This is a genomic window from Rhizobium sp. BK529, assembly GCF_014194105.1.
Taxonomy (GTDB): domain Bacteria; phylum Pseudomonadota; class Alphaproteobacteria; order Rhizobiales; family Rhizobiaceae; genus Rhizobium.
This window is the reverse complement of the sequence record NZ_JACIAU010000005.1, coordinates 396,020-408,086: the sequence shown is the minus strand read 5'-3', so window position 1 is coordinate 408,086 and position 12,067 is coordinate 396,020. Positions and strand designations below refer to the sequence as shown.

Genomic DNA, 12,067 nt, shown 5'->3' with positions numbered 1-12,067 from the left:
CAGCGTTAACGGAGATCCGTAACGGCCTGGTATGTCTCGATCAGCAAAGCAGCGTTTTCCGGCCGCGCCTCCAGGCGGCCCGCCTCGATATCGTAGGCAAGTTCGATCACCCGCTGGTTCACGGGGGCATCCTTGCCATGAGCGCGAAGGATATCGACGACGATGCCGTTGACCTCCTGCACTTCGGCGCGTCGTCCCTTGCGCCAGTCCTGCAGTGAGGTGGTCAGAGTATCCTCTCGGGAGAAGGTCTTGAGGACCTCCTCGAAGATTTGATCGACATATCGCTCCGGATGATTGGTCGTGACCGGCGGCATGCCGATGATTGGAATGATCTTGGCGCCGTCGGCGAGTGCCGCCTGCATTGCCTCATAGCCGGCGGCACGCATAACTTCGAGCATGCCGGGCGCGCGCGCTGCGTCGTTCAGCGGCAGGTTGATGATTGCCGACGGGATGAGTTCGGCGGCATTCACCACGAGCTTCATCCACTTGGCTGACCGAATATCCTCTATCACCTCGACAGTGCCGGAGTTTCTGAGAAGACTGGCGACGTCTTCGACGCGCTCCTGCGTCTTCGGGTCGAGTGCGCCGAGAGCAAACCAGGATTCGTCGTGGTCGTTCTGCCGATTCGTGATGCCGGGCGTGAACATGTTGGAGGCGATCTCGATGACCGCACCGATCGTGCGCTCGTGCCCGACCACGGCAGCAATATCCTCGTGCGTCATGCCGTTTTGGAGGCCAATGACAAGGCCATCCGGGGCAAGGCAGGGTTCGATCAGCTGGCACGCCCATTTCGTGTCATAGGCCTTGACGACGAGGAAGACGACGTCGAACGGCTCCTTGATCTCGGCGACCTGGCAGAGATGCAGGGCCGGCACCTTCGCATTGATCGTGCGCGTCGGCAGATTGACGGTGATGCCGTTCTCGCGGATCGCATTGACGTGATCAGGCCACTGCTCGATGAAGGTGACATCCAGACCGGCGAGCGCAAAGTCTGCGCCGATGGACGCACCTTGCGCTCCGGTGCCAACAAACGCGATCCTGGGTCCGCGCGCCTCATCCCAACTCATAGACTTCTCCTTTTCAGTGGCGCAGCTTGCGCTTTCTTACAAAATCCGTTGCCCGTGACGGGCCGCCCTCGCCTTGCTTCAAGCAGCAAACAGCGCGCCGTTCGACGGCTGTGCAGCAAGCATCCCGCGTTCGATCGACCGCGCGAGCTCGACGACCCGTCGGTTCACAGGTGCGCTCTGACCAGCCGCCTCCAGCGTCTTCACAACATGCCCGTTGATATCCAGCACCTCGCCGCGGCGCCCCTTGCGCCAGTCCTGAAGGACGGTGGTCAGCGTGTCAGGCATCATGAAGGTCTTGAAAACCTCGTCGAAAATTTCGTCGACATATCGCTCCAGATCGTTTGTCGTCGTCGGAGGCATTCCCAGGATCGGAACGATGCTTGCGCCGTCCGCCTGCGCGGCGCGCATCGCCTCGTAGCCGGCTGCCCGCATGACTTCAGCCATCCCATCGACCCTGACGGCCTCGGCAAAGGGAAGACCCAGGATTGCGGAAGGAACGAGTTGCGCCGCATTGACGATCAGCTTCATCCACTTGGCAGACCGGATGTCATCCGACACCTCCACCCTGCCGCTGGCACGCAGCAGTTCAGCAATCGTCTCGACGCGTTCACGATTGGCCGGGTGGAGTGCGCCAACGGCAAACCAGGATGTATCGTGATCGTTCTGACGGTTGGAAATGCCGGGCTCGAACATGTTGGACGCCATGTCGAACACTGCGCCGACGGTGCGCTCGGCGCCGACGACGGACGCGATTGCATGTTGCGTCATGCCGTTCTGTACGCCGACGACGAGCCCATCGGGCGCCAGGACCGGCTCGATCAACTGACATGTCCAGGACGTGTCGTATGCCTTGACGACGACGAAAATCAGATCGAAGCGCTCACGGATCTCTGCAACTTGGCACAGATGTTTGGCGCAAACGTTTGCATGAATACTACGCGATGGAAAGTTCACCTTTAGGCCATCGGCATTCATGGCGTCGACGTGGTCCGGCCACTGCTCGATGAACGTAACGTGCCGTCCGGCCTTGACGAAATCCGCGCCGATCGCAGCACCCTGAGCGCCTGCGCCGACAAAGGCAATATTCAAATCACTCTGCGACGCCCAGGACATGACGCCTCCTCTCCACTCTTCGACGCCATCAGGCGCCGCTCCATCGGGGACACGGTTAGAGATTAACAAAAGCAGAGTCAAGAACAAACGTTTGCTCAAAATTCTCTGCGGAACTTGAAGAATTCCGAGATATCTTTATTTATATAAATGATTACAGGTATTTGCTCGAATGATAAAAGAGAAATCGTTTGGCCTCTTTCGAGATTTTTCTGCGTGCGTACCTCGGTTAGAAGGCGAATTTTGTTCATTTTTCAGGCTGTTTCTGATGCCGGCACAGGAAGTTTCCAGGCATTAATGCGCCTATAAATTGCAGCTTTCCCAGTGGAGCACGACCTGAAGGAACGACAAGGCATCTTGTGCGCAAAGGTTTGGTCGAATATTTTCCGCCCAGGTAAAACACACTGTTCCGAATTGGAAGCGATGAGCGACACCCCGAAACGCCCAGACGGCAAGCGAGCCCGCGCAACAATCGTTGACGTGGCCAAGGGTGCTGGCGTGCATGTTTCGACCGCCTCGCGTGCGCTCAGTCCTGGCGCGACACACCGCATATCCAGCAAGGTCGTCCGCAAGATCGAGAAGGTTGCCGAGGAACTTGGCTACAAGCGCAACACGCTCGCCTCCAGCCTGCGGACCCAGCGTACGGGAACGATCGGCTTGATAGTTCCGAATCTCAGCGACCCTCTGTTCTCGCCGATCATTGCTGCAGTGGAAGAGCGCGTCGCCACGGAAGGCTATATTACCTTCGTTGCCAACTCCGATTATAGCGGGGCAAAGCTGCGTTCCATCATCGACAGGATGAGCAGCCAGTTCGTCGCCGGCCTGGTTGTCGCCAGCTTCGAACTCAATGACTCCGCCGTTGAGATGTGCCTCAAGCTCGGCATTCCGACCGTGGCGGTTCTTCGCGATCCCCGCGACACGCGCATCTCCTCTGTCTGCATGGATGACGCCGCCGGCGTCAAGGCGATGGTCGAGCATATTCTTGATCTCGGCCACAAGGACATCACCTATGTGACCCCGCCGCTTGCTGCGTCGACGGCCCAGAACCGGCTTGAAGGCTTTCAGGCTGCCGGCCGGCTTGCAAAAGCAGCCGGTTGCCGGTTCGACGTCGTCGAGGCGCGCGCCTATGACGTGCCGGAGGGCGAACGTATCATGAAACAGATGCTGGCCACCGGTCTGTCCAGCACCGCGGTAATGGCATTCAACGACCTTCTGGCAGTAGGCTGTCTTGTTGCATTGAAATCGGCCGGAGTGGCTTGCCCGGGCGAGATATCCCTGACCGGCGTCAACGATCTCCCCTTCATGAACCTGCTTTCGCCTCCACTAACGAGCCTTCATACCGCGGGCCGCGACCTCGGCTTCGAGAGCGCTGATCTATTGATGAGCCTGATCAAGAACCTATCGCAGCCCAGCAAGCGCATTCTGCTCACGCCGCATCCCGTCTTGAGAGGCAGTACGGGCCCGGCGCCCGCCGCATCGGTGCGAACGAGCCAGGCTGAGGCGCAAGGCGATGCCTCCGCCGTGGACTAAGCGCGCCGCCACCGAGCGAACGCGCAGCAACTGCTCCCGATCAGGTCAGCCGGCATCCGCCGTTTACGTCGAGGGTGGCCCCGATGAAATAGCTAGCATCATCTGTCGACAGGAAATGGATCGCCGCGGCGATCTCCGTCGTTGCCGCCGGACGGCCGAGCGGTATCTTGGCCCACTCGATCTCGCGCATCGCCTCTGCCGAAATGCCACGCTTCTCCGCCTCGACGGCTAGAGCATTGTAATGCATGGGCGTATCAATATTGCCAGGCGCAACGCAATTCACCCGGATTTCAGGGGCGAGTTCGATGGCAACGCTTTGCGTCAGCGAAATCAGCGCCGCCTTGGAGGCGCAGTAGGGGCTGAAGAAGGCATGCCCTTCGCGGCCCCAGTAGCTGCCAACGTTGACGATCGATGCATTGCCCGCCGCTCGCATCAAAGGCACGGCTGCGCTGATGAACTTCACGTTCGCCCGCAGATTAATGTTTTGCACCTTGTCCCAGAGGGACATGTCGAGGTTTGCGATGCTGACGGCCGGATGGTTGACTGCCGCAATCAATCCGAGGAAGCGCAGCGGAATGCCTGTCTGCGCCGCCCGCTCGATCACCCGATCGATCTCCACGTCACGCTCGAGATCTATCTGCATTCCGATGCTGGTCCGTCCAGAGTCGGAAGACAGCTCCTCCGCGACGTCAACAACCTGCGGAGCCCGATCGCACAACAGAAGAGACCAACCACTTTCAGCAAATCGGCGCGCAGTAGCACGACCGACTTCGCCCGACGCACCGGTTAGAATTGCTAGTTTCCCGTCTGACATGGATTTTTCCTCCCGATAACTAACGTCTGCGACGATCGTAAGGAGGAAATCAGAAATGTGAACGAGTAGATTATCCATTTTGGACGCCCCCTCGAACGCTCGAATTAACGGTCTATCGGAACGACGGCGACCTTCGTAATCCGGACAGTAACAACCATGTCGAGCTCTAGGAAGGCTAGGTGCGAGCCATGTTGACCTTGTGTTGCTTCAAGACAAGCTCCGGCGGCACCGAAATGCCGGGCCTGAGAGAAAGGTGACGATTTCTACCGGAGACATGGGTGACACTTTTTGCTTTTCGCGGGAGGTGTTGATGCCGTGGAGGAAGACTTCGGGGGTGTGCCGGTCGTTCGGGATCTCGCGCAAGACCGGCTACTGGATTTTCAATCGCTATAAGGACGACGGCCTGGAGGGCCTGACGGACCGGTCTCGAAGGCTGGTGCGTTATGCCCAATCAGTTGGCCGAGCCGATCGAGGCCATGATCGTGCGATGCAGACAAGACACGCCGCGCCGGCGCGCAAGATCCGCGAGCACTGCGACACCTTTATCCCGGAAACCAATCGACTGATAAATAAGGCTTTCAGGCATAACGATGATGAAGCTTGTCGATGCGATTATGCTCGGAACATGATGCTGCTTGTGCAGTTGACGGCTAGAGACCACGCGGCGCACATCTTGGGGTCATTGCTTGTTGACGCTCGCTTGGAAGATTTCATCAGCGCTGCGAGCCAAATGATCATTCATCTGTGCATCCGTCATGTGAACACGAAGGTCTTCGACAAGCGCCCGGGAGAAGCTTGCGATTACGCCTTTATTCTTTCGAAGCTCTGCACAGGCTTCGCCGCGGCTATAGCCACCGGACAAGGCAAGTACGCGCATTACATTCGGGCTCTCCACGAACGGTTTGTATAAGTCAGGAACCGTCGGAATTGTAAGTTTAAGCATCACCTTCACGTTGGCAGGTAGAGATTCGAGCCCTTTAATGATCTCGTCGCGCAAAATTGCTTCAGCGCCTTCTTTATCGGGGCTGGTAATTAGAACCTCTGGCTCGATGATAGGCGTTAGGCCATAGCTCGCAATGTGTTTCGCAAGGTCGAACTGCTGTGCTACGACGGCAGCAATTCCGCTCCGAGACGGCAACCTCACGACAGAACGCATTTTTGTGCCGAAGATCCCTTTTCCGACCGCACGCTTAAGCAATGTGTCAAGTCCTGGCATGGGCTTCATCATTTGAACACCATCGTGCTCGTGCTCGCGCCCGCTATCGACCTTGAGAAGGGGCACAACATGACGGCCTCGCCAGAGGTAAGAAGGGATCGACTCCCCTTCCACGGCACTGTCCATCGTTTTTTCGAACAGTATGGCAGCTATGATCTTGTTGCCGAAAAAGGCGGGGGAGGTGATTATCCGCAGTCTCATCTCGTGGATGAGATTGAACATTTCCGTTTCGCTACTGTATGCGCTGTCTGGAATGCCGTACAAGCGCAGCGCCTCCGGAGTGGATCCTCCGCTTTGATCCAGCGCTGCAACAAAGCCTGGAGCGCGGGTCATCTGAGCGGTCATCTCATCGAGCATTATTCACTTCTCCTTGAAGTGATGAAGGGTCCTTCCCTCCTTTGGCGATGCGAACCAGCGCTTCAAAATCATCTTGAGCGACAAATCCCCGTATTGCGCGGCGCGCGATTATCCAGGTCGGTGTTGCAGTCACACCGATTTGGTGACCCATGCGCTCGCTTTCAGTGAGCCAGGCAGCTGCCTCCCCGCTGAGGAGGCTCTGATCCAATCGGTCCACATCGTCGACCACTTCACTGATGCATTGTAACACGATGTCTGGATCACCGATATCCAGCCCATCAGCGAAATGAGCGCGGAACAGGCGCTTCTGCACGGACGCGAAAGACGAGATCTTGTTGCGACGGACCCATTCGGCGGCGGAAAGGGCGAGGCGGGAATTCGGTAGGCGTGGTGGCCAGTGCAGCGGCATGCCAAGAGTTCTGGCCTCGCTTTCTATTCTCTCGTACATGAGGCCGATCCGCTCTCCGATGTGAACGCCCTCCTTGGGAATATCAGGATGCGCCTGGAAAGGTAGCTCCACGACCGTCATGCCCCGATCCTGCAAGAGCTTCGTTCGCGCCTGCCCAAGGTAGCAGAACGGGCAGGTGAGGTCATACCAATGCAACACGATCGAATTGATTCCCGCCATCTCTATCAGCCGTGCTGGAGCGGCTGATCGAATATCACCCACGCTAACGGACGTGCCTGTCATTGTCTGTCCTCATCACCGCGGCCGCCAGAATTGGCCTCAACGCTTACGCGTTGCCTCAAAGAGGAACCAAAGCCGCCGCTCGGCCTCATCAATCCAATTTTCGACCATGCTTGTCGTCGCGAAATCGGAATACGCGGATGTTAGCTCATGTAACTGCCTTAGAAATTCGACCAGCTGCGCGTTATCTTCACGCAGCTCGGATAGCATGTCATCGGGCGTAACATACTCCGCATCATTGTCTCAGATGATGATAGTCACGAAAGTGCGGTCCTGACATGTGCCAATGGAAGTTCTTTGTCTTGATATAAAGCGCAAAGACATCGGCCAGGAGCGATGTTAGCGCCCCCGAGATATCTTTTATAGCATCAGCCGGAAGACCACTTGGCGTTGACAGTGGAGCGCGGCGTACTTCTTTGGCGGCTTGACGGCCCATGAAACCCTCGTCTTGTCTGTGAAAACTAAACCGTGAGGCAGCCGTATTACTCGGAGCCCTCGTCTTCACGAGGCTCAGCCTCCGATCCATGAGATTTGAACTCAACCTGTCCAGGAGTAATCGGATCACTGGCGGGAAATGTTTCCTCCAGGGCTTCTTCCAGGTAGTCGTCTTGCTCTGCTTTGAGCTTGTCCTTGGGAGTGGTGCAGGCCTGCATAACATATGATCCGGATCGTGAGAAAAACTTGAATAGCCGGACTGGATGACCGGCTTGCTCGTTCGGTCAAACAACTGAGATACGCTAAGCGAAGCCAAGGCTCCACCAGCACTTTTGCGGGACCGGAGAAGCAAAATTGCAGTTTGAGAATCCAGCAGTTGGCCCACATGTTTCATCCGCGGATGGCTACCCTTGGCGCAACGCCACGTAAAGCCGATCAGCCCATGCCAGGAAAACGCCTGATACCTTTTTGGAGAACGTAATGATTTCCCTTGAATCTCTCGGCCTTGATGAAGCAAATCGAATAATCCAGGCGGGGATTGCCCGCGCCAACGAAATCAATTCACCTAGCACAATCTGCGTGGTTGATGCCGGCGGTACGACCATCGCACAGGCGCGGATGGATGGTGCGTCCCTTTCGAGCGTCGAGCTTGCTTATAACAAGGCATACACTTCTGTTTCGACCCGCCTCGCTACAAGTTTCATTACGACGATCGCTCAGCCGGGCGGTGATTTCTATGGTATCGCAAATGGATTAAGCGGGCGCGCTATAATCTTTGCCGGAGGTGTTCCAATTGCCGTGAATGGGCAGGTCGTGGGTGCCGTAGGTGCAAGCGGTGGTAACGGCGCCCAGGACGAAGACGTTGCTCGAGCAGCAGCGAATGTCATTGCGCAAAAACTGGTGGTACAGGCATCATGACAACAGTATTGATCACCGGCGCCGGCAGCGGTCTCAACAATGGTGCAGCATTGGAACTTGCCGCACAGGGCTACAGCGTCATTGCTGGCGTCGAAAACTACCCCCAGATGAAATCGCTCGAAACGCAAGCCAGGCAACGCGGCGTCGATGTACGTATTGAAAAGATCGACGTTACCAAGGAAGGTGATCGTAGACGCGCCTCGACCTGGGATATCGATATACTCGTGAATGGGGCAGGCATTATTGAAGGCGGCGCCATCGTTGACATACCCGGCGAAAACATACGCCGGCAGTTTGAAGTCAACGTCGTCGGCCCAGTGCTTTTGACACAGGGCATCGCAAAGAAGATGGTTGCTCGGAGATCCGGCAAGATCATTTTCATGTCCTCGGTTGTCGGCATATTGAGCGGCCCTTTTGTGGGCGCCTATGCAGCATCCAAGCACGCGCTTGAGGCAATCGCTGAGACCATGGCGATGGAACTGCAGGAATTCGGTGTTGAGATTGCCGTTATTAATCCCGGTCCCTATCTAACCGGGTTCAACGATGCGGGGTTCCTGACGCCGAAAGATTGGCTTGATGATCCGGCGACGCGTGTATTCGACTACGAAAAGCTCTCCTTCCCGTTCGAGCAATTCGACCCGTCGGCTGCGTTCGCTAGCATCGTTGACGTGGTTACAGGAAAATCCAAGCTGTTCCGCAACGTCGTAACGCCGGATCTAGCTGAAGGCGTTCGGGCTCAGTCTCAGCAGGTTTGGTCGCGCAAGAGCAACGAGGGCCTTGGTACGCGAGCCGATCTAGTTACCCAGTCCTATCGTCTCAAGCCGGCCACTCGTGCAACGACTTCATGATGAGAACGTTGAGCCGCAAAGGCTGCGAGTTCTTCCTTGGGATGCAACAGCAGTGTTAACTGTTATCCCAGTCTTCAGGGTTAACGTCACTGGCTTCTTTTCAGTAATTGCCATCATTCGCTGCTGTTGCTTTCGTTGAGCCCGAAACCGCCGCCCTTCTAAGTTTTGTCGAGTGGATGTTAAACATGGCTCCTCAGGATCGGTTCCGCGTTAAAAAACTTGCCCCAGAAATGCAGCAAGTACTTTCCGAGTTGCACAGGCTTGGAGCACTTCCGCTCCCGCAGTTATCGGTACAGCGTGCGAGGGCTCAGCCCGGGCCGGCGGACGCGGCAAACTCTCTTGAGATTGCGTCTGGCATCAACCGGTCACCTGAGCTTTCGCTGCGCAGTCACGATGTGTTCGTTCCAGTTTCTGGCGACCGAATTCCCCTCCGAATATATAGCCCCGCAAACGGTGTAGGTCCCTACCCGGTCGTCCTCTATTTCCATAGCGGTGGATTTGTGATCGGGAGCATCGACGTCTACGACATGACTGCCCGCCGATTAGCGCTTCACGGAGAGGTTCTGGTGGTCGCCGTGGACTATCGCAAAGCTCCCGAATACCCGTTCCCTGCCGCCCATGAGGACGCATGGCATGCATACTTGTGGCTTATTGATCGCGCCAGCGGATTTGGTGGTGATCCCAGACGGATTATCCTGATGGGCGAAAGCGCGGGAGGAAATCTTGCGGCAAATGTTGCGCTTCGTGCGGCAGCCGAGAAGGCCTCTATGCCCGTCTCCCAAATCCTGGTCTACCCGCTTGCCGGTGGAAGCCTCGATACCCCATCTTATCATGCCAACGCAGAGAGCGTACCGCTGGGAAAGGCGACAATGGAGTGGTTCTTCCGGCATGCTTTTGCCGATCCGTCGGCAATGCGCGATCCGCGCATCAACCTGGTCGAATATCCACTGCAGGATCTCAGCCATATCCCGCCCGCCCTCATTATTACCGCCGATCTCGATCCGCTCCGCAGCGAGGGACAGATGTATCGTGAGCATCTCCGCAAAGCAGGTGTACCGGTCAACGCGCTCAACATTGAGGGCCTCGCACATGAGTTCTTCTGCATGAACGCGCTCGTTCCCGGCGCCAGGTTTGCAATGCAATCCGTTGTCGCAGCGATCAGACAGCAGCTGCAGGCGATCACTTCGAAATAAGAATCCGGAGTTGTCTCGACACCAAACCCGAAAATCAAAGCTAATTACCGTTGCCGGCTTCGCCGCGGCCGATTTGAGTATCGCTAGAAATGTCAGCGGGCTGAGGAGCGATCAGAGATCGGAGCGGGTCGCTTCCTACCTTCCGTGATCGGCGCAATCAACGAATTGGCTTCTCGGGAGCTTGCATAAATCTGCAAACACATGCGCCGTATTCCTGGTTTGTCGCCGGCTTGTTAACCTGATATCGCTCACCGAAAGGTACCGCCCAGGATGGCTCGTTGAGCGCGGGCAGTCGGCCTTCCGGTCTCAGAGAAAGCGCCCTGGTATATTGGTTCTTCGTAGAATAATGCTGACGACCGCGGCTACTAGGGTGCAGGCCCCTATTACGAAAAACGCATCAGCAAAAGCCATCACATACGCCTCGCGCTGCACAGTGCGAGCCAGCACTAAACTGGAGCGGACCAAACCATCATCGGTCGCCGCTCGAACCTGTAGGAGTGATGAAAGCTGATCAAGGCGTGTCTCCAGTCGCAGGTCACCGGCTTGGATGTGCTGGCCCACCAGATTTGAATGAAGCTGTTCACGGACGCGAACAAGCGTTCCGACGAAAGCCAGAGCAACCGCGGTACCGACGGTGCGCGTAATGTGGACCCATGACGCTGCCCATGGGATCTGCGCAAATTCTATGTCTTCTGTAAGGATGATCATCACCGGCACCGCGAGGCAAGAGCCGCCGATTGTCTGCAGCGCAAGTGGAAGCAGGAACTGTTCTGCGGTCCAGTTGCTCGTGACATTGACGCATAGAAATGTTCCAAAGCCGAAGGTTAAGGCGCCCGCGCAGACGAGGTTGCGCGGGTCGGTCCGATAGCTTACCCAAGCAATTGCCGGCGTCAAAAGAATCTGGAGAAGCGCTGCCGTCAGGAATAATGCGCCGCTTTCGAGAGCTCGATACCCTTGGACGCGAATGAGAAATTGTGGGATTGCGAAACTTGCCGACGTTAAAGCAAGACGCGTCAATAGCATGACGACGATGCCTAAACCGAAATTGTGATGGCGCAAGAGCTGTGGGCCGACCATGGGGGAAACTCGCGATATCGAGCTCATCACGAAAGCTGCCAGCAAGAGAGAGGCCGCGCCCAACAGGCCGACGATCAGCCCGGAATTGAACCAATCCAGTCGATTGCCTTGGTCGCATGCGGCAACGAGCGCCGCGATCCCGAGCGATAGCGTAAGCAGTCCGAAGAAATCGGGCCTGCGGAGCCGCATGTACCTGACGGGCTCCGGCTTGAGCCCGTACGCAGCGGCAAAAACCGTGATAGCAGCGGGCAGGACATTCAGCCAAAACAAATAGCGCCATGACAGGTAGTTGACGATCACGGCCTCAAGGTAGACGGAAAAGCTCGGCGTCACTCCTGACACCATCGCGTAAAGCGCCAGCCAGATGAGCCTCCATTGCTGCGGGACATAGCGCATGATGACGCCGTAGGTCATCGGTATGAGGATACCGGCGCTGAAACCCCTTAGCGCTTGAACGATGACCAATATCGACAGCGACGGGCTGAACGGTGCTATTAGCGAAAGCAGTGAAAACAGACCTGCTCCGAACATGATACAGCGTACCGGCGAAAGCAGCTGGCGCATCCAGATCGTTGCCGGCACCGCAGTCGCCTCTGCAACAACATACGCTGTGGTGATCCAAGAGGCCTCATCGAAGCTGATGCCGAGACTGCCCCTCAGGTCGGCAAGGCCAATATCGGTCAGGCGCGAATTTACAACCCCGGTAAAAGTTCCAATCAGCACCGAGGTGACGGCAACGAATGCCTTCGTGTCCGACAGCCCGAGGACAGCCGGCGTCCGGGGCGATCCGATGTTGGCGGAATTACCTGCCAAG

11 protein-coding genes and 2 pseudogenes are annotated in these 12,067 nt (G+C 56.9%); 5 read left to right on the top strand and 8 right to left on the bottom strand.

All coding sequences use genetic code 11. The annotated features are described in order from the left end of the window. Window positions 1–5 precede the first annotated feature (5 nt). Complete coding sequence (locus FHX08_RS27185; protein WP_184327972.1) at window positions 6–1,067, bottom strand: ketopantoate reductase family protein; 1,062 nt, start codon at window positions 1,065–1,067, stop codon at window positions 6–8. A 78-nt stretch (window positions 1,068–1,145) separates the two neighbouring features. After that, entirely contained in the window at window positions 1,146–2,180 is a 1,035-nt protein-coding gene (locus tag FHX08_RS27180; protein ID WP_184327971.1) for a ketopantoate reductase family protein, read from the bottom strand. A gap of 420 nt (window positions 2,181–2,600) precedes the next feature. On the opposite strand from FHX08_RS27180, the gene FHX08_RS27175 reads away from it, so the two are divergent. Then, complete coding sequence (locus FHX08_RS27175) at window positions 2,601–3,707, top strand: LacI family DNA-binding transcriptional regulator (protein WP_184327970.1); 1,107 nt, start codon at window positions 2,601–2,603, stop codon at window positions 3,705–3,707. Between the two features lie 40 nt (window positions 3,708–3,747). Here the strand turns inward: FHX08_RS27175 and FHX08_RS27170 are convergent, their stop codons facing one another. Further along, on the bottom strand, window positions 3,748–4,521 hold the full coding sequence (locus FHX08_RS27170) for an SDR family NAD(P)-dependent oxidoreductase (RefSeq protein WP_184327969.1): 774 nt from the start codon (window positions 4,519–4,521) through the stop codon (window positions 3,748–3,750). A gap of 310 nt (window positions 4,522–4,831) precedes the next feature. Between FHX08_RS27170 and FHX08_RS27165 the strand changes: the two are divergent. Continuing rightward, a pseudogene (locus FHX08_RS27165) lies at window positions 4,832–5,042 on the top strand (leucine zipper domain-containing protein); the annotation flags it as partial. 158 nt (window positions 5,043–5,200) lie between these two features. Here FHX08_RS27165 and FHX08_RS27160 read toward each other — a convergent pair. From FHX08_RS27160 to FHX08_RS27145, 4 genes and pseudogenes are all read right to left on the bottom strand, one after another. Further along, window positions 5,201–6,094, bottom strand: coding sequence for a fructose bisphosphate aldolase (locus tag FHX08_RS27160; RefSeq protein ID WP_184327968.1), 894 nt, complete (start codon window positions 6,092–6,094; stop codon window positions 5,201–5,203). Continuing rightward, a complete protein-coding gene (locus FHX08_RS27155) occupies window positions 6,084–6,785 on the bottom strand; it encodes a DsbA family protein (RefSeq protein WP_184327967.1) in 702 nt (233 codons plus the stop codon). The genes FHX08_RS27160 and FHX08_RS27155 overlap by 11 nt, the downstream gene beginning before the upstream one ends. 36 nt (window positions 6,786–6,821) lie before the next feature. Beyond that, window positions 6,822–7,218, bottom strand: a pseudogene (locus FHX08_RS27150) (Dps family protein). 46 nt (window positions 7,219–7,264) lie between these two features. Beyond that, window positions 7,265–7,435, bottom strand: coding sequence for a hypothetical protein (locus tag FHX08_RS27145; protein ID WP_184327966.1), 171 nt, complete (start codon window positions 7,433–7,435; stop codon window positions 7,265–7,267). Window positions 7,436–7,697: 262 nt separating this feature from the next. On the opposite strand from FHX08_RS27145, the gene FHX08_RS27140 reads away from it, so the two are divergent. The 3 genes from FHX08_RS27140 (at window position 7,698) to FHX08_RS27130 (ending at window position 10,176) form a co-directional block, all read left to right on the top strand. After that, window positions 7,698–8,135, top strand: coding sequence for a GlcG/HbpS family heme-binding protein (locus tag FHX08_RS27140; protein ID WP_184327965.1), 438 nt, complete (start codon window positions 7,698–7,700; stop codon window positions 8,133–8,135). Between the two features lie 8 nt (window positions 8,136–8,143). Continuing rightward, the gene (locus FHX08_RS27135) at window positions 8,144–8,983 is read left to right on the top strand and encodes an SDR family oxidoreductase (RefSeq protein ID WP_210288402.1); all 840 of its coding nucleotides are present in this window, start codon (window positions 8,144–8,146) and stop codon (window positions 8,981–8,983) included. A gap of 185 nt (window positions 8,984–9,168) precedes the next feature. After that, a complete protein-coding gene (locus tag FHX08_RS27130; protein WP_184327964.1) occupies window positions 9,169–10,176 on the top strand; it encodes an alpha/beta hydrolase in 1,008 nt (335 codons plus the stop codon). A 306-nt stretch (window positions 10,177–10,482) separates the two neighbouring features. On the opposite strand, the gene FHX08_RS27125 is transcribed toward FHX08_RS27130, so the two are convergent. Continuing rightward, window positions 10,483–12,066 (bottom strand): DHA2 family efflux MFS transporter permease subunit, encoded by a 1,584-nt coding sequence (locus tag FHX08_RS27125; RefSeq protein ID WP_184327963.1) that lies wholly within the window; start codon window positions 12,064–12,066, stop codon window positions 10,483–10,485. Between the last annotated feature and the right edge of the window lies 1 nt (window position 12,067).

Excerpts from the sequence above, each read along its gene's own strand:
- FHX08_RS27185 (WP_184327972.1), bottom strand. The coding sequence starts at position 1,067 with ATGAGTTGGGATGAGGCGCGCGGACCCAGGATCGCGTTTGTTGGCACC.
- FHX08_RS27180 (WP_184327971.1), bottom strand. The coding sequence starts at position 2,180 with ATGTCCTGGGCGTCGCAGAGTGATTTGAATATTGCCTTTGTCGGCGCA.
- FHX08_RS27175 (WP_184327970.1), top strand. The coding sequence starts at position 2,601 with ATGAGCGACACCCCGAAACGCCCAGACGGCAAGCGAGCCCGCGCAACA.
- FHX08_RS27170 (WP_184327969.1), bottom strand. The coding sequence starts at position 4,521 with ATGTCAGACGGGAAACTAGCAATTCTAACCGGTGCGTCGGGCGAAGTC.
- FHX08_RS27160 (WP_184327968.1), bottom strand. The coding sequence starts at position 6,094 with ATGCTCGATGAGATGACCGCTCAGATGACCCGCGCTCCAGGCTTTGTT.
- FHX08_RS27155 (WP_184327967.1), bottom strand. The coding sequence starts at position 6,785 with ATGACAGGCACGTCCGTTAGCGTGGGTGATATTCGATCAGCCGCTCCA.
- FHX08_RS27145 (WP_184327966.1), bottom strand. The coding sequence starts at position 7,435 with ATGCAGGCCTGCACCACTCCCAAGGACAAGCTCAAAGCAGAGCAAGAC.
- FHX08_RS27140 (WP_184327965.1), top strand. The coding sequence starts at position 7,698 with ATGATTTCCCTTGAATCTCTCGGCCTTGATGAAGCAAATCGAATAATC.
- FHX08_RS27130 (WP_184327964.1), top strand. The coding sequence starts at position 9,169 with ATGGCTCCTCAGGATCGGTTCCGCGTTAAAAAACTTGCCCCAGAAATG.